Raw genomic sequence first — 24,003 nt, forward strand, 5'->3', positions numbered from 1 at the left:
TGCGCCCCCGCCACCCCTTAAAAGCCGTTAGACCACCGCTCCAGAGTTGGGGTCGTTGGGGTCTTGCGACGCAGGCTTGCCAGAAGTCTTGATCAGATCCTCGCGCTTGACACCCAGCCACATGGCAATGGCCGCCGCCACGAACACCGAGGAATAGATACCAAACAAGATGCCGATCGTCAGGGCCAGCGCAAAGTAATGCAGGCTGGGGCCACCAAAGAAGAACATCGACAGCACCATGGCTTCGGTGGAAGCGTGGGTAATGATGGTACGGCTCATGGTCGAGGTAATGGCGTGATCGATAACCTCGTGCGTATTGAGCTTGCGGAACTTGCGGAAGGCTTCGCGAATCCGGTCGAAAATAACCACTGACTCATTGACCGAGTAGCCCAGCACCGCCAGCACGCCCGCCAGCACCGAGAGCGAGAACTCCCACTGGAAGAAGGCGAAAAAGCCCAGGATGATGATCACATCATGCAAGTTGGCGATGATGGCCGCCACACCGAACTTCCACTCGAAGCGGAATGCCAAATAAATAATGATGCCCAGAATCACCATGCCCAGCGCCATCAGGCCACTGTGCATCAGCTCATCGCCCACCTGAGGGCCGACAAACTCGGTGCGGCGCAGCGTCACTTCAGCGTCCTGTGCCTTCAGAGCTGTAAGCACTTGCTCGCTTTGCTGGGCAGTGGTCACATCCTTCTGAACGGGCAGGCGGATCATCACATCCTTAGACGTGCCAAAGTTCTGCACGATCACGTCCTGGTAACCCAGCTTGGAGATGGTTTCGCGAACCTTGCCAATCTCGGCAGGCTGGCTATAAGCCACTTCCATGACCGTACCGCCCGTGAATTCCACCGACAGGTGCAGCCCGCGAGAAAACAGGAAAAAGACGGCCAGCGCAAAAGTGACGAAGGAGACCGCGTTGAGCAACAACGCGTACTTCATGAACGGGATGTCTTTTTTGATGCGGAAGAATTCCATGATCTTCCTCCTTAGTTGTTGCTGCTACGGTTGGCCACGGATCGGTGTCCGTCACCCTCGGCAGGCTTCCAGACCTGGCCAATGGAAATGCTCTTGAGCTTTTTCTTGCCGCCATACCAGAGGTTCACCAGGCCACGCGAGAAGAACACGGCCGAGAACATGCTGGTCAAAATGCCGATGCAGTGCACCACGGCAAAGCCACGCACCACACCCGAGCCAAAGGCCAGCAGAGCCAGACCGGCGATCAGCGTGGTCACGTTCGAATCCAGAATGGTGTGCCAGGCGTTCTCGTAACCTGCGTGAATAGCTGCTTGAGGTGAAGCACCAGCACGCAGTTCTTCACGAATACGCTCGTTAATCAGCACGTTCGAGTCAATCGCCACACCCAGCGCCAGAGCCATGGCGGCAATGCCGGGCAGAGTCAGCGTGGCTTGCAGCATGGACAAGATAGCCAGCAGCAGCAGCACGTTCACCGACAGGGCGACCGTAGAGAACACGCCGAACAGCATGTAGTAGACGCACATGAAAGCAGCAATCGCCACCATGCCCCAGACCACGGAGTGAATACCGCGGCTGATGTTGTCAGCACCCAGCGTTGGACCGATGGTGTATTCCTCAATGATCTCCATAGGCGCAGCCAGCGAGCCGGCGCGCAGCAACAGCGAGGTGTCATTGGCTTCCTGAGTCGTCATGCGACCGGAGATCTGCACACGACCACCACCAATTTCGCCACGGATCACGGGAGCCGTCACCACCTCACCCTTGCCCTTTTCGAACAAGATGATGGCCATGCGCTTGCCCACGTTCTCGCGGGTCACGTCCTTGAAGATGCGCGAGCCCTTGGCATCCAGCGTCAGATTGACGGTGGGCTCCTGGGTCTGGCTGTCAAAGCCAGGCTGGGCGTCGGTCAGGTTCTCGCCGGTCAGCGTCACCTGCTTTTGCACGATGATGGCCTGACCATTGCGATCCAGATACTTTTCAGCGCCAAAAGGCACGGGGCCAGAGCCCATTTCAGCCGCACGCGCTTCGGAGGACTCGTCCACCATGCGCACTTCCAGCGTGGCGGTACGGCCCAGAATGTCCTTGGCCTTGGCTGTGTCCTGCACGCCAGGCAGCTGCACCACGATGCGGTCCAGGCCTTGCTGCTGAATCACCGGCTCGGCAACGCCCAGCTCGTTGATACGGTTGTGCAGCGTCACAATGTTCTGCTTGAGCGCTTGCTCCTGCACCTTGCGCAAGGCTTCGGGCTTGATGGTAGCCACCAGCTTGAAGCCAGTGCCGTCAGGTGCCGAAGTGGTGGTCAGATCAGGAAATTGGTCAGTTATCAGGTTGCGTGCAGCGGCCAGAGTGGCTTCATCACGCGCGCGGATGGTGACGCTGTTGCCATCACGGTTCACGCCGCCGTGACGGATGTTCTTGTCGCGCATGGAAGAGCGCAGATCGCCTGCATAGCTCTCGGCCTTCTTGGTCAGGGCCGCCGCCATGTCCACCTGAAGCATAAAGTGCACGCCACCGCGCAAGTCCAGACCCAGATACATAGGTCTGGCTCCAATGGCTGTCAACCAGTCAGGCGAGCGCGACACTAGGTTCAGCGCCACGATATACATGGGGTCCGAAGGGTCGGTAATCAGCGCCTTCTGGATCACGTCCTTGGCCTTGAGCTGCTCGTCGGGCGTATTGAAACGGGCGCGCAGCGAAGTGCCTTCCAGCGACAGCGAATCCGGCTTGACGCTGGCCGCGTTCAGGGCGGACTCCACCTTTTGCAGCACCGCGTGATCCACCTTCACAGTGGATTTGGCCGAGGACACCTGCACAGCAGGCGCTTCACCAAAGAAATTGGGCAGGGTGTAGATCACCCCCACCAGCAGCGCGATCACGAGGATCGCGTACTTCCAGACCGGGTAACGGTTCATGATCGCGCTCTTTGTTTTACAGCAACGCACAACGGGTGCGCACACTCTGGTCGAGCGCCGCACCCCTGATGAGAAACACCGGATCCGCCGGGCAGGTCAATGATCTGCGTTCGAGACGATGTGCAAGGCAGCAACGTCAATGGCGGTCTCGGCGGGTCTTGAACAGACCAGCTTACTTGGCAGAGCCCTTAGGCAGCACTTGCGTCACGGCAGAGCGCTGAATCTGGATTTCCACGCCGGAAGCGATCTGGATGTAGATGAACTGCTCGGCCATGCGAGTCACGGTGCCGATGATGCCACCAGCGGTTGCCACGTCGTCGCCCTTGGCCAGTGCGTCAATCATGGCGCGGTGCTCTTTCTGGCGCTTCATCTGGGGACGAATCATCACGAAGTACAGCACCACGAACATCAGCACCAGAGGCAGCATGCCGGTGAGCGAACCCATGAAGCCGCCTTCAGCAGCGGCGGCAGGAGCGGTCTGGGCGAAAGCAGAAGAAATGAACACGGAAAAGACTCCGAAAGAGTGAATTTGTCAGTAACAGGTCCCGCCAAGCGCGCAGTTGCACGACTTGACCGGGTCAATAGAACATTGTATTCGGCTAGCTTGCACCCACGATTGGCATAGGCCGCTGGATAGCACAGGCATTCCCTGATGCGATGAGGCCTCCCTGCCCACATCAACAAAGCCTGCAAAAAACATAGCTGCAAGTACCTTACCTGTATTGTTTTCTGACTGTTTTATATTTGAATATCAGTCAATACAGACGCTAACAGCTATCAAATCAGATAGCCCCAACGCAGCACCACAGCCATAGCCATGAACACAAAGGCCGGGTTACCCCGGCCTTGTTGTGATGCACCTTAACGCAATTAGTTCACTGCCGCCAGCTTGGCAGGCGCAGCAACCACCTCCGGCGCCCCATCCCAGCGCGCCATCAGCGCCTGCCACTTGGTGCGAGCGGCGGCCAGATGGCGCTCCTTCACATGGCCGTAGCCGCGAATGTCTTCGGGAATCGATGCGATCTCGACGGCCAGTGCCAGCTTTTCAGCCGTCAAGCCGCTCAGCAAAGTGTCGATGCAGTCGCGGTACTCCCCAATCAGGGCGCGCTCAGTACGGCGCTCCTCTGTGCGGCCAAACGGATCAAACGCCGTGCCCCGCAGGCCCTTCATGCCCGCCAGCAAGCCCATGGCCTTGTGCATCCACGGCCCGTAGGACTTTTTCTTCAGGTGTCCCTGCTCGTCCTTCTTGGCCAGGCCAGGGGGCGCAAGGTGGTGCACCACCTTGAAGTCGCCCTCGAACATTGCGCTGATCTTCTCGTTGAAGGCTGGATCGGTGTGCAGACGCGCCACTTCGTACTCATCCTTGTACGCCATGAGCTTGAAGAGGTAACGCGCGACGACCTGAGTCAGACGCGTTCCGCCCCCCAGAGACTCCTCCGTCGCGTGCACCTTGCCCACAAAGTCACGGTACTGCTGAGCGTAGGCCGCATTCTGGTAAGCCGTGAGAAATTCCACACGCTTTTCCAACATTTCAGCCAGCGATGGCTTTTTTACGAACTGAATCACCTGCGTCGCCTGATACAGCGCACGCACGGCCTCCAAATCATGGGCGCAGCGGCGGCCCCATTCAAAAGCCTCCTGATTGCGGGTGACTTGCACGCCGTTGAGCTCCATGGCGCGCATCAGTGATGCATTGGTCAGCGGCACTTTGCCCTTTTGCCAGGCATAGCCCAGCATCATGGGGTTGGCATAAATACTGTCGCCCAGCAAGGCCGAAGCAGCTTTTTCGGCATCAAAGCTGCCTAAGGCGTCATAGCCCACTGCATCAGCCAGCGCCGTGGCGCAGCGCGCTGCAGGCGATTGCCAGTCAGGGTTGCCTACAAACGTGGCCGTGGGTGCCGCATGGCTGTTGAGCGCCACATAGGTGCGGCCCGGCTGCATGACGGACAAGGTGGTGGGCGTAGCCGCCACGATGGGGTCGCAGCCAATGACCAGATCCGCCTTGGCAATATCCACCTTGGTGGTGTAGATGGCATCGGCGCGGTTGGCAATCTGGATATGGCTCCAGGTGGAGCCGCCCTTTTGCGCCAGCCCGGCCGCATCCTGCGTGATCACGCCCTTGCCCTCCAGGTGCGCGGCCATGCCCAGCAACGAGCCGATGGTGATGACGCCCGTGCCGCCCACGCCCGCCACCACAATGCACCAGGCCTGCTCGGCCACGGGCAAAACGGGCTCGGGGATGTTGGGCAGGGCTTCCAGGCTGCCCTTCTTCTCTTTTTTAGGCTTTTTGAGCGTACCGCCCTCCACCGTCACAAAGCTGGGGCAAAAACCGTTGACGCAGGAGTAATCCTTGTTGCAGCTGTTCTGGTTGATGCGGCGCTTGCGACCGAATTCGGTCTCCACCGGCTCCACCGACAGGCAGTTGGACTGCACCGAGCAGTCGCCACAGCCCTCGCAGACCAGCTCGTTGATGACCACGGTCTTATCGGGCGTGGCCAGCGTGCCGCGTTTGCGGCGGCGGCGCTTTTCCGTGGCGCAGGTCTGGTCGTAAATGATGGCTGTACAGCCCTGAAGTTCACGGAACTGGCGCTGAATCGCGTCCAGCTCATCGCGGTGGTGCACGGTCACGCCCTCACCCAGCTTCACGCCGTCGTACTTCTGTGGCTCGTCAGTGACGATGACCAGCTTTTTCACGCCTTCGGAGAGCAGGCTGTTCATGATCTGCAGCACCGAATGCCCTTCGGGCCGCTCACCCACACGCTGGCCGCCTGTCATGGCGACAGCGTCGTTATAGAGCACCTTGTAGGTGATGTTGGTGCCCGCCGCAATGCTCTGGCGAATGGCCAGCAGGCCGCTGTGGAAGTAGGTGCCGTCGCCCAGGTTGGCAAACACATGGGGCTCGTTGGTAAATGGGGCCTGGCCCACCCAGGTCACCCCCTCACCGCCCATTTGCGTGAAGGTGCTGGTGCGACGGTCCGGCATCCAGGTCGTCATGTAGTGGCAGCCGATGCCGGCCACGGCACGGGAGCCTTCGGGCACGCGGGTGCTGGTATTGTGCGGGCAGCCGCTGCAGAACCAGGGCGTGCGGTCGCCAGTAGAGGCCTCCTTGGCCGCCTTCAGCGCGGTTTCGCGGGCATCAAGCACGGCCAGACGCTGCTGCATGCGCACTTCCACATGGCCGGGCACTCCCAGCTTTTTGAGACGGGCCGCAATCGCTCTGGCGATGAGGGCCGGTGTCAGATCGGCATTGGGACGCAGCAGCCAGTCGGTGCTGGGGTTGGGCAGCGACCATTCACCGCCGTGGTCGTCGCTGAACTTGCCCACCACATTGGGGCGTACATCGTCGCGCCAGTTATAGAGCTCTTCCTTGACCTGGTACTCGATGACCTGGCGCTTTTCCTCGACGACCAGAATCTCCTGCAGGCCGCGTGCAAAGTCGCGGGTGATGGTGGCTTCCAGCGGCCAGACCACGTTGACCTTGTGCAGGCGAATGCCCAACTGGTGGCAGGTGTCCTCGTCCAGCCCCAGATCGGCCAGCGCCTGACGCGTGTCGTTATAGGCCTTGCCGCTGGCGATGATGCCAAAGCGATCGTTCGGCCCTTCAATCACGTTGTGGTTGAGTTTGTTGGCGCGCACATAGGCCAGGGCTGCGTACCACTTGTAGTTCATCAGCCGCGCTTCCTGCTCCAGCGGCGGATCGGGCCAGCGGATATGCAGGCCACCGGGCGGCATCTGAAAGTCTTCGGGCAGCACGATGTTGACGCGATCCGGATCCACCAGCACGGAGGACGAAGACTCCACCACCTCCTGAATCGTCTTCATGCCCGACCACAGGCCCGAAAAGCGGCTCATGGCAAAGGCATGCAGGCCCATGTCCAGAATATCCTGCACATTGCTGGGAAAGAACACCGGTGTGCCGCAGGCCTTGAAAATGTGGTCGCTCTGGTGCGCGGCGGTGGATGATTTGCTGATGTGGTCATCACCCGCAATCGCGATCACGCCGCCATGTTGGGCCGTGCCAGCCATATTGGCGTGCTTGAACACGTCGGAGCAGCGGTCCACGCCCGGTCCCTTGCCGTACCAGATGCCAAAGACGCCGTCGAACTTCTTGGTTTCGGGGTAGAGGTCCAACTGCTGCGTACCCCAGACGGCGGTAGCGCCCAGTTCCTCATTCACACCAGGCTGAAAGACGATGTGATTGGCCTCCATGTGCTTTTTGGCGGCCCACAGCGACTGATCGTAGGTACCCAGTGGAGATCCCCGATAGCCGCTGATAAAACCCGCGGTATTGAGCCCCGCCTGCGCATCACGCAGCCGCTGCAGCATGGGTAGCCTGACCAGTGCCTGCACGCCACTCATAAAGGCGCGGCCACGGTCTAGGGAGTATTTGTCGTCCAGAGTCACAGACTCCAGGGCACGACGGACTTCATCGGGCAAAGGGGCATTCATGGCTTGTCTCCATGTGGGGTTGCTTCCCTGGCGGCTGGTGGCCACCAGAGCAGCATATTGCTTTCGGCATTACTGCGCCATATGCAGCGAACGCCAGTTGTTTTTCCAAAGTTTAAGGAAAACGGCCTGAATAGAGCTTTCTTTTTATTGCCGGGATTAACCTAGTTTTTGAAAGAATCTTGCTGTAAATTATGAAAAATGAACCAACTGGATCGTTTCGACTGGGCCATCCTGAATGAGCTGCAAATGGATGGGCGCCTGACCAATGCCGAGCTCGCCCAGCGCGTGGGCCTGTCCGCCGCACCTTGCTGGCGACGCGTGCGCGCACTGGAAGAGTCGGGCTACATCACCGGCTATCACGCCACGCTGGACCGCCACAAACTGGGCCTGGGCGTGCTGGCCTTTGTGCGCGTGGATGCCGCGCAGAACACGGCGGACATCACGCTGCGCATGGAGGAAGCCATTCGCCTGCTGCCCGAGGTCACCAGCTGCCACTACATCAGCGGCGCAGGCACCTTCGAGCTACAAGTCGTGGCCCGCGATCTGGAGAGCTTTTCCGGCTTTGTGCGCAACGTGCTGCTGCACCTGCCCAACGTCAAAGACGTGCACACGATTTTTTCGCTGGGCGAGGTGAAGTCCAGCAGCGCCCTACCGCTGCCCAATACCTTGACGCACACATAAGCCCGCGCGGCTGCATGCATCAGGTCTGCATCACAAATGGAAGCATGTACCGCGTGATTTGTCTGCATTCCAGCATGAATTCGCTTTGAAAGTATTTCTAAAGAAGCGCTCAAAGCTCATTATTTGATAGCAAAAGGAGCAGTCACACTGCGCCAACCGCAATTCACTCCGTGTTTGGTCAGCCGGGGGACTACGTATTTGTCACATCAAGTTCCTGCGACAGAATCGGCCTCATGGCCCACGATGAATCCCTAGAACGCGCTCCGCAAGCTCCCATTTCCGAACCGGGCCAAACCCCTGCAGGCAAGCTGCTGGAAGATCCATCGGCCATGCCTTCCGCCAGCTCCGCGCCTGCCGCTGCACCCGGCGTCTGGGCCCCGCTGGCCACTCCCACCTTCCGCATGCTGTGGATGATCTGGATGGCCGCCAACATCTGCATGTGGATGAACGATGTGGCAGCGGCCTGGCTGATGACCTCGCTGACCACCTCGCCAGTGCTGGTGGCGCTGGTGCAGTCCGCCTCCACCTTGCCGGTGCTGCTGCTGGCACTGCCCAGCGGCGCGCTGGCCGACATTCTGGACCGGCGCCGCTATTTCATCGTCACCCAGTTCTGGGTGGCGGCCGTGGCCCTGCTGCTATGTCTGGTCGTGCTCTCGGGCTATCTCACGCCCTATCTGCTGCTGGCTCTGGTGTTTGCCAATGGCATCGGCCTGGCCATGCGCTGGCCGGTGTTCTCGGCGCTGATCCCCGAGCTGATGCCCAAGCACCATCTGCCGTTTGCCATGGCACTCAACGGCGTGGCCATGAACGCCTCGCGCATCATCGGCCCGCTGGTGGCTGGTGCTCTCATCGCCAGCCTGGGCAGCGCCTGGGTGTTTGTGCTCAATGCGGTGCTGTCCATCATCTCCGGCTTTGTGCTGCTGCGCTGGAAGCGCCAGCAGCCCGCAAACCCGCTGGGCCGTGAACACCTAGGCTCCGCCATGCGTGTGGGCCTGCAGTTTGTCAAGGAGTCGCCACGCATGCATGCCGTGCTGCTGCGCACCATCTGCTATTTTTTGCTGGCGGCGGCCATCATGGCCCTGTTGCCGCTGACGGCCCAGCGCCTGGACCACGGCACGGCCAGCAGCGGCAGTGCAGGCACCTTCACGGTACTGCTGGCCTCCATGGGCGCGGGGGCCATTCTGGGCGCCATGCTGCTGCCGCGCATCCGCCAGCTGCTATCCAATGAGCGCATGGTGCTGGCCGGGGTGAGCACGCAGAGCCTGGCCACGCTGATTGTGGCCTTCGCCCCCCATATCTCCATCGCCATTCTGGGCATGCTGCTGTCCGGTCTGGCCTTGCTGGCCACGGCCAATACGCTGGGCGTCGCGGCCCAGATGGCGCTGCCCAACTGGGTGCGCGCGCGCGGCATGTCGATCTATCAAATGTCCATCATGGGCAGCACGGCCATCGGTGCAGCGCTGTGGGGCAAGATCGCCAGCCTCGGCTCGGTGCAGGCCAGCATGGCCATTGCCGCCATCAGCGGGCTGATAGCACTGCTGATCGTGCAGCGCCTGAACCCCGACCGCAACATGGAGGAAGATCTCAGCCCCTCCAAGGCCTTCACCCCGCCCACCACCGATACCCCACCGGAAGCCGGCCGCGTGGTGGTGACCATCGAATATCTGGTGGAACCCACCCGCGCCGATGCTTTCAGAAAGCTCATGCAGCACAGCCGCCGCAGCCGCTTGCGTCAGGGCGCGCTGTCGTGGAACTTGCTGCACAGCATGAGCCACCCTGATCGCTTCATCGAGCAGATCACGGATGAATCCTGGACCGAACATCTGCGCCGCTTTGAGCGCGTGACGGCCGACGATGTGGCACTGCGCGACCGCAAGCTGAGCTTCCACAAGGGCAAGGAACCACCGGTGGTGCGCCGTTATTTCACCGATTCGATTTGAATGGGCAAGCAAAAAAGGAGCTATCAGCGCTTATCAATCAATGACTTCAGGCATTTCTGTGTGTGAAATCATCGACAAACAGGCGCTGACAGCTCCTTTTTTAGAGTGCCGTGCTTAACGCAGATGCGGCGCTGACCCCACCAGACTCTTGGGCCAGAAAGCCCAGAGCTTGAGCGGTTGTTTGACACGCCCCGCCACGTCGCCGGCCTCAGGACCCCAGCCCATGAAGTAATCAGCCCGCACGGCGCCCACAATGGCGCTGCCCGTGTCCTGCGCAAACACCAGGCGGTTGAGTGACACCGTAGGGCCCGGTGTGGACAGCCACACCGGCGTGCCGTAGGGGATGCTGTTGCGGTCCACCGCAATCGATCGGCCGGGCGTCAGCGCCACGCCCTGCGCGCCCTTGGGGCCAAACTGGGCATCAAAATCGTTGAGCGCCTCTTCACGGAAGAAGACATAGCGCGGATTGCTCCACAGCATCTCGTTGACTCGCGAGGGGTTGGCCGCAATCCAGGCGCTGATACCGGGCCAGGTTGCATCGCGCACCAGGTTCTGGTCCAGCAGCCAGCGGCCCACGCTCTTGTAAGGCTGGTCGTTGGTGCCGGCATAGGCCACGCGAACCATGCGCTGGCGGCCATCGGTTTCGGTCAACATCAGGCGGCCCGAGCCCTGAATGTGCAACACCAGCATGTCCACCGGGTCACGCATCCATGCGATGACTCGGCCTGCCAGCGCAGCCTGCGCTTCGGCATTGGTGTCGATCTGCTGGCGTGTGAACCATGGCTTGCGCTTGCCAAAGCCTTGGGGCGTCTGGTACAGCGGCACATTGAAGCCATTGCCCTGCACGCGGCGCGCCTCGAACACGGGCTCATAGTAGGCAGTCAGCATACCGTCGGGGCTACCCGTTCCCGCCTCAATACGGAAGGGCTGCAGGGTGTTCATCATCCAGCTGCGCTGCTCACCCTCTGACGCAATGCTCAGGCGACGCACATCACCGCACAGGCCGGCAAACACGGTGCTGGGGCGCTCGCAATTTTTGATCCAAGCATTCCAGGCTTCATTGAGCGAGTCCTGCGGAACACCGGGCAAATCCCCCCAGTCCACTGGCACCCAGCGGCTTTTAGTGGGTACATTGGCAGTAAACGGTGGCTTGGGCGTAGTCGCAGCCCCCCCGTGCGGAGCCATCTCTGGCACCGGCATCGGGTCGTTTTGCTGCTTGGTGGTGGTGCAAGCCACCAGGGTTCCTACAATCAGCGCCAGTAAAGCATGGCGCAGGAGATGGACATTCATGGGTCTGATTTTGCTTGAAGCACTGCTAGCGTTGGCGATTCTGGCCGCTATTGTGTGGTGGACCATGTTCTCGGGTCGAAAAAAGGGTGAGTTACTCTCATCAGAAGAGGCGACAGCACCCACGAAAACTCCTGAAAATTCGGGGCAGGACAAGCCGAATCCAGATTAGCGCATGGCGCTGTACGCTTGTGGAAAGTCGCCATGTCACCCACAGACAGTGACAATCTTTTGCATCCGAAACCATGCGCTAGCGGGCGTCCTACGTTTTTTGTGGCTTCTTGGCAGTACGCTAGCGTCATTGCCGCATTCCAGCAGTGCTGGTTTTTGCACGACCGCTTAAGGTCACTCACCCAACTAAGGAGTTTTCTATGCGCAAGCAAATGGCTGTGACGGCCGCTCTGGCCTCTGCATTGTTGATCACCGGCTGTGCCAACACGGGTGGCATGTCGGACACCACGCGTCGCACCGCCACAGGCGCAGGCGTAGGCGCACTGGGTGGCGCTGCCATCGGTGCCATCGCTGGCGGCCACGCAGGCTCTGGCGCACTGATTGGTGCGGGCGTAGGCGCTCTGGGCTCCTACATCTGGTCCAAGAATCTGGAAAAGCAAAAGGCTGAAATGGAAGCCGCGACCCAGGGCACCGGCGTGGGCGTGACTCAGACCGCTGACAACCAGCTCAAGCTGGACATCCCCAGCGACATTTCCTTTGACACCGGTCGCTCCGACGCAACTTTGCTCCCATCCTCGATCGCTTTGCCGACGGCCTGCGCAACAACCCCAATGCAGAGGTGCGCATCATCGGTCACACCGACAGCACAGGCTCTGACGCCATCAACGACCCTCTGTCGCTGCAGCGTGCTGAAAGCACACGCAACTATCTGACATCGCGCGGCGTGAACGGTGCCCGCATTCAGGTGCAGGGCATGGGATCGCGCCAACCCGTCGCATCCAACTCCACGACCGAAGGCCGCTCGCGCAATCGCCGCGTTGAAATTTTTGTGGGCGAACGCGCTCGCTAAGCCAGGCCTTGGCCCAGCAAAAAAGCCCCGAAGTTCGGGGCTTTTTCATTTCTGAGGCCTGTATTTCAGGCGTGGCGCAGCAGGTTAGCCAACTCCACAGCAGACTTGACCTGCATCTTGTCAAAAACACGCGCCCGGTGCACTTCCACAGTGCGCACGCTGATATCGAGCTGGTCGGCAATCAGTTTGTTGGGCACGCCTTCCACCACCAGCTTCATCACGTCTTTTTCACGGTCAGTCAGCTCACCCAGGCGGCTGCGCACCGCCTCGCGCTCCTGCAAAACAGCAAGATGCTCGGCGGACAGCGCCAGCGCCTGCTCGACACGGTCAACCAGCGCATTGTCTGAAAACGGCTTTTCGCAAAAATCGAACGCACCGCGCTTGACGGTATCCACCGCCGTGGGCACATCGGCATGACCGGTCAAAAAGATCACGGGCATGGCCTCGATCTGGTTGCGCTCCAGCATGCGGTTGAAGAGGGACAGGCCACTCATGCCTGTCATTCGCATGTCGAGCAGCAGACAGGCGGGGCGGCGCTTCACGGGGTTGGTCTGCAGCACGGCCTGCTCGAATTCCTCGGCATTGCGATAGCACTCGCTGAGCAATCTGCGCGAACGCAGCAGCCATGCCAATGCCTCTCGGACAGCGGCATCGTCATCCACGACATAGACGGTAGCGTCGGTTACTGGTTCCATGAGGCCTAGTTTTCTGTGGGTTCCCAGTGGGTCGGAAGCGTGAAGACAAACTCCGTGCCCTGTGGGAGGTGCGGGCGGTAATCAAGATGACCGCCATGTTGCTCAACCACCGTTCGGCACAGGCTCAGGCCCAGGCCCATGCCTTCCGAACGGGTGGTGAAGAAGGGGGTGAACAGCAGCTCGGCGACTTCTTCAGAAATACCCGATCCACGGTCCATGACGGAAAATTCTACCCAACGCCCGTTATCCCCCTCAGAACTGCGCCTGACTCTCAGCGTCAGAATACGTTCCTTCAGGCCCGGAACATCCATGGCCTGCATGCCGTTGCGCGCCAGATTGAGCAGCACCTGCTCGACCATGGTGGCATCGCAGAGCACGCCCGGCAGCTCGGGCTCCAGCTCCAGCTGAACCGTCACATGCAGCTTGTGCGCCTGCAGATAAACCAGCGGCATGACGGCATCAATCAGTTCCATAGGCTGCACCGTCTCTCTGGATTTATCGCGCCGGCGCACAAAGTCGCGCACGCTCTTGATGACCTTGCCCGCACGGTCGGCCTGAACGCTGATGCGCTCCATGGCCATGCGCAAGTCCTTGAGCTGTTCATCCCCCGGGTCTGCAGTCTCATGCGCCAGAATATTGAGCGAGCCGGTGGCATAGCTGGAAATAGCGGCCAGCGGTTGTGTCAGCTCATGGCTGAGCATGGACGCCATCTCGCCCACCGTGGCCAGGCGGGCCGTGGCCTGCAGACGTTCATGCGAGGCGCGCGAGATTTCTTCCATGCGGCGCTGCTCGCTGATGTCGATGAAGGCACTCATCCAGCCCGTGTGCAGGCCCTGAGCGGTAATCAAGGGGGCCTCAAAAATCAGCACCGGAAAGCGCGATCCGTTCTTACGCATGAAAACGCTCTCATGCCCCTGACGAGGGATGGGCAGCAAGCCGGCAAGCCGCTGATCGCGCCGACTCACATACTCCTGCGCCAGCTCTGGCGGCCAGTAAGGCGCCACATTCAGCCCCAGCAATTCTTTGGCCGTAAATCCCACCATGTTGCAAAAGGCTGGGTTCACATAGGTGATGCGGCCCTGCAGATCACGCGCCCGCATGCCTGTGACCAGGGAGTCTTCCATGGCCTTGCGAAACGCCAGCGCATCACCCAGATCGCGCTCGGCGCGCAGGCGCCGGCGGTTGTCGCGCACCAACACCACCACCACCGAAATCAACGCTATAGACATGGCCGTGACCAGCGCCGTCATCACATTGGGAAATACGCTGGGCGCGTGATGCCAGCTGTCCATGCGCAGCACCAGCGTGTTGCCGGGCAAGTCCAGCAGTTGCTGGGCCGTAAACATGCGCGAGCCACGCCATGCCGCGCCCACCATGGCTAGGCGGGTGCCATCCGGCTCGGTAAATGAAACCTCCTGAGTGCGCGGCAAGGACTTGGCGACCTGCGTCATCAGAATGCCCTGCAGGCTGTACGTGCCCAGCACAAAGCCGACCACATGACCGTTTTCCGTCAGCGGCATGCAGACCTGCATGGTCTCGGTGCCTAGCCCTTCGCCCAGCAGCTGAAACTTGCTCGCAGAGTACGAAGGCCCATTGGCGCGCCGCGCCTGCGAGCAGATCAGCGCCTCGCTGGAGTGCAGTTCCAGCGCATGGCTTTCCTCTTCATGCAGCAAGGTGCGATAAGGGGTTTCGGCATGCTCAATCATGCCCATGCTCTCGCTGCGCCATTCAATGCGCATCAAGTCGCGGCGCTGCTGCAGCAGATCAGTCGCACGCGCCCGCCATGCGGCATGGTTGCTGCTGTGTGCGTTCAGCGCCAGCAAATCCTGCAGGTTACGCCCCAGTGCTGCGCGAATATCGCCCACCGCATTGGCGGTATCGCGCTCCAGCTTTTCCTGCACCTGCGATGCTTCGTAGCGCCCGGCCAGCCACACCATGGTGACCAGCATGCTGACCACCAGCGCCACCAGCAAAGTCCATAGCGACCAGCGCTTCCAGGCCATGCGCCAGCGTCGCCAGGGCCAATGGGCAGGGTGGTCCTCGGGCAGTTCGTCCAGAGTGGAATTCAGCGATTCAGTCACAGCACGCGATGGGTCAAAGCCGGTAATTGTTGTCTCACTTGCAGCAGGCGGTCACGGCTTAGTTCACCCAGCACCACGCCAGGGCCGCTGGCCTGAAGCGCCTGCACCTCACCCCAAGGATCGATCAGCAGGCTATGACCCCAGGTTTTGCGGCCATTTTCATGCACGCCGCCCTGGCCCGGTGCCAGCACATAGGCCAGGTTCTCGATGGCGCGGGCGCGCAGCAGTACCTCCCAGTGCGCCTGGCCCGTGGTGTGGGTAAAGGCGCTGGGCACCAGCAGCAGATCAGCTCCCTGAGCACTGAGAGCACGGTACAGCTCAGGAAAGCGAAGGTCATAGCAGACACTCAAGCCCAGACGCCAGGTCTCACCACTTTTGGCCTGTATATCGCAGACCACGGGCTGCTGCCCGGCCTGCACCACGGCAGCCTCCGTGTAATGCTCTCGCCCGTTGTCGAACTGGAAGAGATGAATCTTGTCGTAGCGCGCCACGCACTCACCACTGGGCGCATAGACCAGACTGCTATTGAGCACATGCTGATCGTCATCCGCCACCAGCGGCAGCGTGCCGGCCACCACCCATAGCTGAAGTTCTTTGGCGGCCTGTGCCAGGAAGTCCTGAATTGGCCCCTGAGCAAAGGCTTCACGGTAGACCAGCTTGTCCGTATCCCTGGCGCCCATGCCGCAAAAATACTCGGGTAGCACCACCAGCTCAGCGCCCAGAGCTTGGGCCTGCTGCATCAGGCTGCGCGCCTGTGCCAGATTGGCGGCCACATTCAGGCCAGAGACCATTTGCAGGGCGGCAATTTTCATGGTTTTTCCTGTGAGGTTGCGGAAGCAGCTTCCTTGCCTGCATCACTGGCAGCAGGCTCTGTTGCAGGGCTGGACTTGGGCACGCTGCGGCGTGGCATCTCGGTGACTTGCGGGTCTTCCCAGCTGCCGTGAATGCGGAATTCCTTGGTGGTTGCAGCGATCAGCGGCCCGCGCAAAATCATCTGCGCCAAAAAGCTGCCCAGCCCCACCACCGGATTGATGGCCGTGGCCACCAGCGAGGCCGTCAAGGCATTGATCTCGGGCACCACCACCACGTGCAGGTCCTGCGTTTCCTTGTCGATATCGGCTGAACCTTCCATCAGCACGGCAGCGTTCACACCCTTCATCTGCATGTTATTCGTCTTGGCAATACCGCGCTGAATGGCGACGTCGCCCCGCATGAAGTCAAACGAGAAACCATTGCGAAACACATCGCGGAAGTCCAGTGTCAGCCGCCTTGGCAGGGCTTGCAGGCTCAACACCCCCAGCAACTTGGCCAGCCCCGGTTCCGCCTTGAGAAACTGGCCCTTCTGCACCTCAAGATGCAAGGCACCGCTCATGGTTTTGAACACGGGAGTCACAGGCGATCCCGTCCAGCTGATCTCTCCTTGCAAATCACCCTGACCGTTGGCCACCACGCCGGGCATGTCAAAGCGATTAAGCAACTTGCCCACATCACGCAAGTTGAGCTGGAACTGCAGCTGAGTCTGGCCAGGATGTTTTTTGTCGCTGCTGCGCGTTCCCCATGAGCCCTGCGCTGTCAGCGTCGCTTCGGGGGTGTTGATATTGAAACGCGACAACTGCCATTCGCGCAGCCCCGGCCCGATAGAAAGCCAGTGGTTGCGCGCCACCACATCCAGACTGCCCAGCGAGCGCTTGCCCAGCTGAAAGTCATCCACACTGACCTGTAGGGCAGGCAGTTCACGCACATCGCTGACCTGGGTGGCAGCGGCATCCAGCCCCTCGTCAGGCCCATCGGGAATCGTCAGACGCAAGAGCTTGGCGATAACCAGCCCGCCCGGCTCCTGCGTGGATGGCTCGCGGTACTCCACACGGCCCGCTAGCTCGCGCGCCTGAATCTGATTGACCCAGACCTTGTTGGCATGGGTGAGCTGCAGCGTTGCATCGTGCAGCGAGCGACCGTGGAGCCTGACCTCCTGAGCCTTCAGCGTCAGCTGCTGCGGCACAAATTGACGCCAAACCTCTTCCTCCATGCTCGCCACCGTACCGGCTACGGGTTCTTTGCCTTCGGGCAACAGACGGCTCCAGGCATCGAGGTCAAGCACCGGCACCTGCACATTGGCACGTATGCCCGATGGAGGCGGACTGACCTCCGCCTTGCCAGACTCCAGCAGCTCCAGACTACCGCGAGTGATACGGGTTTTCTCGCCGCTGATATCGCGCTCCAGAAGAGCCGCTGCGTGGCTGCCCCATTGCACGCTCAGCTGATCGGTCAACGGCTTGACCACGGGCGGCACGATGCGGTTAACGCGCAAAGGCAGGGCGCTGTCTGCAGGTTTGCCCAGCGGCGCAGGCAGTTGCACGGCCATGCCTTGCAAGTCAGATTGCACGCTGATTTCAGGCACGCTGTGCAAAACCTTGATCTGCACGCCATAGCGCGCTTGGCCTTGCAGGTGCTGCGCCAGTGCTGACAGCTCGCTCATCTCCTTGGCATCGCGCAGGCCCTGCGCCGTGGCGACGCCATCCACACGCACCTGCACCTGAGGCGTTGCTGCATCCGCTGCGGGCTTCATGCCGCCCTCAATGCGTACATCGCCACCCAGCGCCTTGGCCTGCACACCCTGAAGCTGAAAACCTGTCTCGGAGAACAACACGCTGCCACGCGCCTGACTGAGCACGGGGACATCGGACATGAGCTGCAAGGTATTGCCCGCCAGCGTGACTTCGCCATGCACCGTGCTACGTTCCATATGCAGGGTGGGCAGATGCAGCTTGAGGTTGAGCCTGGCATTGCCCGTGGCACGACTACTATCTAAAACATGAGCTGTTAGCGCAGACAGGGCTGAGCTTTGAACCACATTTAACATATCACCCAGAGCACCATGGGCCTTGGCGTTAACCTCGACTTCGGTCTTGTTCCAGTCGGCCACCCCGGCCTGCGCTTCATCCACCACGATGGGAGTGTTGCCAAGAAAGCCTTTGGCCTTGCGCACTTGCATGGAGTTGCGATCAAACACCAACTCACCCGAGAGTTTGGTCAGCGGTGGCCACGGTTTCCCCCCGGGGTTGAGTAGGTAGCTGGGCACAAACTGGTAATTGACGTCATGCACCTGAGCGCTGATGTGAAAATCGCCCTTGTCAGTCTTTTCAAACGGTATCTGCTCCAGCTCGCCCTTGACGCGGAAATTCACCACGCTGGCTTGGCCCGAAGTAATAGCCTCGCGCACATAACGCAGCGCATCGCTGCCCAGCTCCTTAGGCAGGTAACGGTAGATGCGCTCACCCTTGCCACGACTCAGCTGCCCCTGCAAATCCAGCAGCCCCGGAAAACGCGGCTGCTCTTTGGTGCCTGCGCCTGTCTGCCAGCTGGCCTGCGCCTGCCCCGCCGTATCTTCATTGGCAAAGCGCAGTCTGGGCACCTGCACCTTGATCGTCTGGCCCTTGTCCTTGATCTCCCAGCGCACCGTGCTCTCCAGCTGATCAAAGGGCACATCGGGGTCTTCAAACACCCCGGGAAAGCTCATCATGGCCTGCCCGGCACCGGGCGTTTTAGCCAGCGTCGCCTCGCCACTGTCCTGGTTCAGCGTGAACTTGCCGCTCAAACCGCTGAAGCCCGGAATGCCCAGCTGGTCCGGCCCATCTGGCGACACCTGCGCGTGCAAAGCCAGCTGCGCAAACTGGCCCGAGGCCTTGTACTGCGCCAGCTGCTGCAGCGGCCCGCGCCATGAGAGCTTGAGGTCATTGAGCTGACCGGCCGGTGCCAGCGCCTTGGCCTGGGTCTGCACCGCTTCAGGCACTGGCAGGCGCTGCAGCATCTGTGCGGCAATGGCCAGATCAATACCGTCGGCCTGCACATCGCCATGCTCACCCTGAGCGCCCTGCTCTGCCGCCCCGGCAGGCGTGTAGTTCACACTGAAGTCACCCTTGGGCCAGTGCAGGCCGTCATCCGCGGTAAACCTCAAGCCCTGTACTGAAAATTGATAGCCGTTCTGATCCCTGGCGCGTAACCGCCCCTGCAAGGCCTGCAGCGCCAGCGGCTCGGGCTTGCCCTTCCACTGCAGCTGCAGCTGCTGCACCGCCACATCCGCCACCCCACCCACAGGCTGGCCATGGCTCAGATCGACCCATGCGCGCACAGAACCATTGCCCTGCTGCAGCTTCCAGTCTTGCGGGTCCAGATACTGACCCAGTTGCGACATATCGATGTGCGGGAAGTCCAGATAGGCCTGACCGCTCCAGCGCTCCAGCCGCCCTTCATGCACCGACAGCAGCGGTTCCTTGAAGCTGCCCATGGCCGTAAAACGCTGGCCCCAGTCCTCTGGCGGCGTCGCATCAAGGCGCAGCGAATGGCTCCAGCGCTTGTTGCGCATCACCAAGTCCACATCCTGCAATTGCAATGGCGGCGCCCCGCGCATCTCATCCACCCACTGCAGCTTGCCGTGGCGAATGGCGATTTCGGGCTGGGAAAAAATCCAGTCAGAGTCCGCGCCCCGCTTGGGATCTGAGGCCACGGCAATACCCGCCACAAAAATCTGCCCGTCCGCCGCGCGGCGCACCGTCAGATCCGGGCCTTCCACATAAATCTGCTCAACACCAAGGGTCATTAACGAGTGGGCAGTCACCGCCACGACCACCTTGGGCAAACGCAAGGCCTCACTTTGACTGGCAGGGTCATGCAGGACCACATCGCCCAGCTCAAAAGTGGGCACCAGTCCAGCGCTGTAAGCGCTCAGAGAACCAATGGAAACCGGTACACCCAGCGTACGTGAGGCCAGGGTTTCGAGCTCGGGACGCCACTCTCCGATTCGCGGCACAATCCAGAAATGGAGTACCCCCCACACGGTGGCCAGCAAAAGCCACAGGCTCAGGACCAGTCCTAATGACCACCGTGCCACGCTGGCCAGCCTATGGATTTGGCGAGATGGGAGTGGTTTCGGTTCGATCATCGGTGGCCCAGGAATGGCAGGAATTATGACCGGCGCCTCCGCGCACGTGACGGTAACCATACGTTGCCGAGCTGATTACCTGCCTGCCTGACACCATTTTTTACGGTCCGCATGCAGTCCTCAGAGCAAACCATGGCAGAAAACGCCCTCAATGTTTCTTCCCCGGCCCAGTATTCGCGCTTTGTCCAGCGCCTTCACCGCCGTTACGAAAACTGGTTTGACGCCTTGCCCCTCGGCGCACCTGTTCGCCCGCTGATGGAGCAGGCCCTGGCCACCCTGCAATCACGGGGTCTGGATCTGCCGGCAGCTCTGCGCGTGCTGCGCCAACTGGTGATGGATCGCATCATTGCTCTGGATTGCGAACAGGGCGCTCCTCTTTCTGTAGTGACCCGCGCAGTCACTGAGCTGGCTGAGCTGGCTTTAGACCGTGCATGCGAACAGGTGCGTGCAGAACTCGATGCACGCCACGGCGCACCGCAAGGCCCCGCATGCCAACCCGTGCAGTTCTGGGTGATTGGCATGGGCAAGCTGGGCGCGCGCGAGCTCAATGTGTCCAGCGACATCGACCTGATCTACGTCTACGAACACGATGGCGAAACCGCTGGTCAGCCCGATGGCCGGGGCGTGCTCTCCAACCACGAATACTTTGGCCGCGCCGTCAAAGGCATCTACGGCCTGATCGGCGACATCACCGAGCATGGCTTTGTCTTCCGCGTTGACCTGGCCCTGCGGCCCAATGGCAACTCGGGTGCACCGGCGGTTTCTCTGGCATCGCTGGAGGAGTATCTGCAAATTCACGGGCGTGAATGGGAGCGCTTTGCCTGGCTCAAAAGCCGCATCGTCGCGCCGCTGGCCGATGTTCAGACGCCCAATGTGCAAGCCCTGCGCAGCGTGGTTCTGCCCTTTGTGTTCCGCCGCTACCTCGACTACGCGGTGTTTGATTCGCTGCGCATTCTGCATCGCCAGATTCGCGACCATGCCGCCAAGCGCAGCGCCGGTCACCCAGAGCGCGCCAATGACGTGAAACTGTCACGCGGCGGCATCCGCGAGATCGAGTTCATCGTGCAACTGCTGCAGGTGGTACGCGGCGGCCAGTTCCCTGAACTGCGTTGCCGCCCCACGCTCGAAGCACTGCAGCGACTGGACCGCGCCAACCTGATGAGCAGCGAAATCGCTGACGCCCTGGCCCGTGCCTACACATTTTTGCGTCAGGTAGAGCACCGCATTCAATACCTGGACGACCAGCAGACCCATGTGCTGCCCACACGTGACGATGATCTGCTGTGGATTGCCCGTACGCTGGGCTTTGCCGATGTTCGGGGCTTTTTGCACCAGCTCGACGAGCACCGCGAGCTCGTGGCCCAAGAATTCGACACCCTGCTCGGCGGCGATGCCCAGCAATGCAGCAAAGGCAACTGCGGCAGCGCCAAAACAGCCGCCAGCGCCAACACGCCCAGAGACATTGAAGAGCTGATTGAAGCCCTGCCCCCGGTGCTGGCCGACCAGGTAGCGGACTGGCGCAACAACGCCCGCATCAACGGTCTGCGCGATGAAACCCGCGCCCGTCTGTTCCGGCTCGTAGAGCGCACCGCGCAATGGCTGGAAAGTGGTCAGGCCAGCGTAGAAGCCGCCAAGCGTTTCATGCAATGGCTGGAGCCCTTGCTGCGCCGCGAAAGCTATCTGGCTTTATTGCTGGAGCGCCCAGCAGTACACGAAAGATTGCTACACCTTTTGGGTGCAGCACGCTGGCCTGCGCGCTACCTCCAGCAGCATCCCGGTGTGATTGACGAGCTGGCCAGCGACGCCATTTTGAAAGAGCGCTTTGTGGCCGCCGACTTCGAACGCGAGCTCAGCATGCGCCTGGCCGCGCTACAGTCCACGGGCGAAGATGACGACGAAACCCTGCTCAACCTGCTGCGCCGCGCCCACCATGCGGAAGTTTTTCGCACCCTGGCACGCGATATTGAAGGCCGCATCACCGTAGAGCAGGTCGCTGACGATATGAGCGCTCTGGCCGACAGCGTGCTGCGCATCACAGCCCAGTGGTGCTGGGCTCGCCTTAAGAACCGCCACCGCGATACACCACGTTTTGGCATCGTCGGATACGGCAAGCTGGGCGGCAAAGAGCTGGGCTACGGCAGCGATCTGGACATCGTCTTTGTGTTTGACGACGACGATGAGCGCGCACCCGAGGTCTATGCTGCCTATGTGCGCAAGCTCATCAACTGGCTGACCGTCAAAACCGGCGAAGGTGACCTGTTCGAGATTGACACCGCCCTGCGCCCCAACGGCAACTCGGGTCTGCTGGTGAGCAGCTTCGAGTCCTATGCCAACTACCAGCAGCAGCGCGGCAGCAACACCGCCTGGACCTGGGAACATCAGGCCATGACCCGCGCCCGCTTTGTGCTGGGCAGCCGGGATTTTCCCTCGCCCGCCGGCGAGCCCGTTACCGATCTGCACCTGCACCAGCGCTTTGACGCCGTACGCGAGGCCGTCATCACCGCCCCACGCGACCCCGCCGCCTTGCGCAGCGAAATTGAAACCATGCGCGAACGCGTGCGCAGCGCTCATCCGGTGCGCGACGGCCTGTTTGATGTTAAGCACAGCCCCGGCGGTATGGTCGATGCGGAATTTTCCGTGCAGTACCTGGTGTTGTCACAGTCTGGCGCTCACCCAGAGCTGATTGCCAACGTCGGCAACATTGCCCTGCTGCAACGCGCCGAAGATGCGGGCCTGCTGCCCAAAACCGTGGGCTATGAAGCCGCCAAGGCCTACCGAGAGCTGCGCCGCTTGCAGCACGTAGCCCGGCTCGACGAGCGATCCGGCCAGCTGGAGCCAGAGCTGGCCAAACCCCAGCGCGAAGCGGTGCTCAAGCTCTGGAATACCATCTTTCGCGGTGATGCTGCCACGCAGCCCACGTAGGAAAGCAAGGTGATTAATGGTGTGTGAGTGCTTTTTTTCGCTTGCTGGCAGATTTCATCAAAAAAAACCTACAGTCAACGCCAAACTGTTACAAAAATGAAACCCACCAGGGCTGGAACTTCTGCAACAGTGTCCCATCTGATAGACAAGTGCAATGAAGTTAAAAGGTCTGCATACACCCATTTCCAGTTGCGAAGCCCTTGGGTCTTCCCATTGAGAATCCCCGGAGCGCTTCTCCTCCCTCCCTCTCTTAATTCGTTTCGGGATGCTTCGCAGCTTTTTTATTCCGCAGCAAAAAAGGCCACTGACAAGTGGCCTTTTTGTTTGTGTGCCCTCAATGCTCAGTGAGGCACTGTATTTACAAAACTGGGCTTTGCGGCGAGTTTGGTCAGCAAGGCATCCAGATTGGGATGATCGGCACGCCAGTCCAGCTCGGGAAAGCGGAAGTCCAGCCAGGCTAAAGCGCAGCAGACGCTGATATCGGCCAGCGTCAAATGCGTGCCGCCGCAGCAAAACGGCTTTTCACCCAGCCCCTGAGACATGACCTTGAGCGCCGCCTTCACCTTGTCCATCTGCCTGTCCATCCAGGCCTGGCTGCGCTGTTCCTCGGTGCGACCGGGCCAGGTCGCCTCCAGTCGCATCAGAACGGCTGCATCCAGCATGCCGTCAGCCAGCGCTTCCCAGGTCTTGACCTCGGCGCGTTCACGGCCCGAACCCGGAATCAGCTTGCCCACGGGTGAGAGGGTGTCCAGATATTCCACGATGACGCGCGAGTCAAACATGGCCTCCGTTCCCTCCATCACTAGGCGTGGCACCTTGCCCAGCGGGTTGCCCGTGCCGGGCGAGAGCTCCACCTCCCAGGGGTTCTCTTCGACAAATTGATAGTCGAGCTTCTTTTCTGCCAGCACGACGCGCACCTTGCGCACATAAGGGCTGGTGGTGGAACCTATCAGTTTCATAGCGGCCGTTCAGTGACAAAAGACCGGCCCCCAGGGCCGGATGATGTTTCAATTCTATGCGCAGCCCATGCGCGGCTCGGGACCCGAAAACCACGGTTACCAGCACCCAGGTCATGGCAGCCGAGCAACCCA

The 24,003-nt window shown here is 60.8% G+C and carries 14 protein-coding genes and 1 pseudogene; 5 read left to right on the plus strand and 10 right to left on the minus strand.

Annotation, left to right across the window (positions count from 1 at the left end):
- Window positions 1–27: 27 nt before the first annotated feature.
- From secF to HF327_RS00745, 4 genes are all read right to left on the minus strand, one after another.
- Window positions 28–984, minus strand: a complete 957-nt coding sequence (secF, locus tag HF327_RS00730; protein WP_169106418.1) for a protein translocase subunit SecF — start codon at window positions 982–984, stop codon at window positions 28–30.
- 11 nt (window positions 985–995) lie between these two features.
- Window positions 996–2,897 (minus strand): protein translocase subunit SecD, encoded by a 1,902-nt coding sequence (gene secD, locus HF327_RS00735; protein ID WP_169106419.1) that lies wholly within the window; start codon window positions 2,895–2,897, stop codon window positions 996–998.
- Between the two features lie 172 nt (window positions 2,898–3,069).
- A complete protein-coding gene (gene yajC / locus HF327_RS00740; RefSeq protein WP_169106420.1) occupies window positions 3,070–3,402 on the minus strand; it encodes a preprotein translocase subunit YajC in 333 nt (110 codons plus the stop codon).
- A 365-nt stretch (window positions 3,403–3,767) separates the two neighbouring features.
- Window positions 3,768–7,346 carry an indolepyruvate ferredoxin oxidoreductase family protein gene (locus HF327_RS00745; RefSeq protein WP_169106421.1) on the minus strand — a complete coding sequence of 1,193 codons (3,579 nt, stop codon included), beginning with the start codon at window positions 7,344–7,346 and terminating at the stop codon, window positions 3,768–3,770.
- Between the two features lie 198 nt (window positions 7,347–7,544).
- On the opposite strand from HF327_RS00745, the gene HF327_RS00750 reads away from it, so the two are divergent.
- Complete coding sequence (locus tag HF327_RS00750) at window positions 7,545–8,027, plus strand: Lrp/AsnC family transcriptional regulator (protein ID WP_169106422.1); 483 nt, start codon at window positions 7,545–7,547, stop codon at window positions 8,025–8,027.
- 233 nt (window positions 8,028–8,260) lie between these two features.
- Window positions 8,261–9,967, plus strand: coding sequence for an MFS transporter (locus HF327_RS00755; protein WP_169106423.1), 1,707 nt, complete (start codon window positions 8,261–8,263; stop codon window positions 9,965–9,967).
- 114 nt (window positions 9,968–10,081) lie between these two features.
- On the opposite strand, the gene mltA is transcribed toward HF327_RS00755, so the two are convergent.
- Window positions 10,082–11,257, minus strand: coding sequence for a murein transglycosylase A (gene mltA, locus HF327_RS00760; protein WP_169106424.1), 1,176 nt, complete (start codon window positions 11,255–11,257; stop codon window positions 10,082–10,084).
- On the opposite strand from mltA, the gene HF327_RS00765 reads away from it, so the two are divergent.
- Both HF327_RS00765 and HF327_RS00770 read left to right on the plus strand, forming a co-directional pair.
- Window positions 11,256–11,426 carry a hypothetical protein gene (locus HF327_RS00765; protein ID WP_169106425.1) on the plus strand — a complete coding sequence of 57 codons (171 nt, stop codon included), beginning with the start codon at window positions 11,256–11,258 and terminating at the stop codon, window positions 11,424–11,426. The genes mltA and HF327_RS00765 overlap by 2 nt on opposite strands.
- Window positions 11,427–11,625: 199 nt before the next feature.
- Window positions 11,626–12,275, plus strand: a pseudogene (locus HF327_RS00770) (OmpA family protein).
- 65 nt (window positions 12,276–12,340) lie between these two features.
- On the opposite strand, the gene HF327_RS00775 reads toward HF327_RS00770, so the two are convergent.
- Genes HF327_RS00775 through HF327_RS00790 form a run of 4 tightly spaced genes read right to left on the minus strand, consistent with a single transcriptional unit; the run spans window position 12,341 to window position 19,939 of the window.
- Complete coding sequence (locus tag HF327_RS00775; RefSeq protein ID WP_169106426.1) at window positions 12,341–12,970, minus strand: response regulator transcription factor; 630 nt, start codon at window positions 12,968–12,970, stop codon at window positions 12,341–12,343.
- 5 nt (window positions 12,971–12,975) lie between these two features.
- Complete coding sequence (locus HF327_RS00780; RefSeq protein WP_169106427.1) at window positions 12,976–15,051, minus strand: two-component system sensor histidine kinase NtrB; 2,076 nt, start codon at window positions 15,049–15,051, stop codon at window positions 12,976–12,978.
- Complete coding sequence (locus HF327_RS00785; protein ID WP_169106428.1) at window positions 15,048–15,863, minus strand: carbon-nitrogen hydrolase family protein; 816 nt, start codon at window positions 15,861–15,863, stop codon at window positions 15,048–15,050. The genes HF327_RS00780 and HF327_RS00785 overlap by 4 nt, the downstream gene beginning before the upstream one ends.
- Entirely contained in the window at window positions 15,860–19,939 is a 4,080-nt protein-coding gene (locus tag HF327_RS00790) for a YhdP family protein (RefSeq protein WP_169106429.1), read from the minus strand. Before HF327_RS00790 ends, HF327_RS00785 begins: the two co-directional genes overlap by 4 nt.
- A gap of 183 nt (window positions 19,940–20,122) precedes the next feature.
- Here HF327_RS00790 and glnE point away from each other — a divergent pair, with 183 nt between their 5' ends.
- Window positions 20,123–22,912, plus strand: coding sequence for a bifunctional [glutamate--ammonia ligase]-adenylyl-L-tyrosine phosphorylase/[glutamate--ammonia-ligase] adenylyltransferase (glnE, locus tag HF327_RS00795; RefSeq protein WP_169106430.1), 2,790 nt, complete (start codon window positions 20,123–20,125; stop codon window positions 22,910–22,912).
- 341 nt (window positions 22,913–23,253) lie between these two features.
- Here the strand turns inward: glnE and HF327_RS00800 are convergent, their stop codons facing one another.
- A complete protein-coding gene (locus HF327_RS00800) occupies window positions 23,254–23,871 on the minus strand; it encodes a glutathione S-transferase C-terminal domain-containing protein (RefSeq protein ID WP_169106431.1) in 618 nt (205 codons plus the stop codon).
- Window positions 23,872–24,003: the final 132 nt, after the last annotated feature.

This window comes from Comamonas suwonensis, assembly GCF_012844455.2.
GTDB lineage: Bacteria > Pseudomonadota > Gammaproteobacteria > Burkholderiales > Burkholderiaceae_C > Comamonas > Comamonas suwonensis.

Coding starts and splice junctions, on each gene's coding strand:
- HF327_RS00765 (WP_169106425.1), top strand. CDS start 11,256: ATGGGTCTGATTTTGCTTGAAGCACTGCTAGCGTTGGCGATTCTGGCC.
- HF327_RS00785 (WP_169106428.1), bottom strand. CDS start 15,863: ATGAAAATTGCCGCCCTGCAAATGGTCTCTGGCCTGAATGTGGCCGCC.
- HF327_RS00800 (WP_169106431.1), bottom strand. CDS start 23,871: ATGAAACTGATAGGTTCCACCACCAGCCCTTATGTGCGCAAGGTGCGC.
- mltA (WP_169106424.1), bottom strand. CDS start 11,257: ATGAATGTCCATCTCCTGCGCCATGCTTTACTGGCGCTGATTGTAGGA.
- HF327_RS00755 (WP_169106423.1), top strand. CDS start 8,261: ATGGCCCACGATGAATCCCTAGAACGCGCTCCGCAAGCTCCCATTTCC.
- HF327_RS00775 (WP_169106426.1), bottom strand. CDS start 12,970: ATGGAACCAGTAACCGACGCTACCGTCTATGTCGTGGATGACGATGCC.
- secF (WP_169106418.1), bottom strand. CDS start 984: ATGGAATTCTTCCGCATCAAAAAAGACATCCCGTTCATGAAGTACGCG.
- HF327_RS00750 (WP_169106422.1), top strand. CDS start 7,545: ATGAACCAACTGGATCGTTTCGACTGGGCCATCCTGAATGAGCTGCAA.
- secD (WP_169106419.1), bottom strand. CDS start 2,897: ATGAACCGTTACCCGGTCTGGAAGTACGCGATCCTCGTGATCGCGCTG.
- glnE (WP_169106430.1), top strand. CDS start 20,123: ATGGCAGAAAACGCCCTCAATGTTTCTTCCCCGGCCCAGTATTCGCGC.
- HF327_RS00745 (WP_169106421.1), bottom strand. CDS start 7,346: ATGAATGCCCCTTTGCCCGATGAAGTCCGTCGTGCCCTGGAGTCTGTG.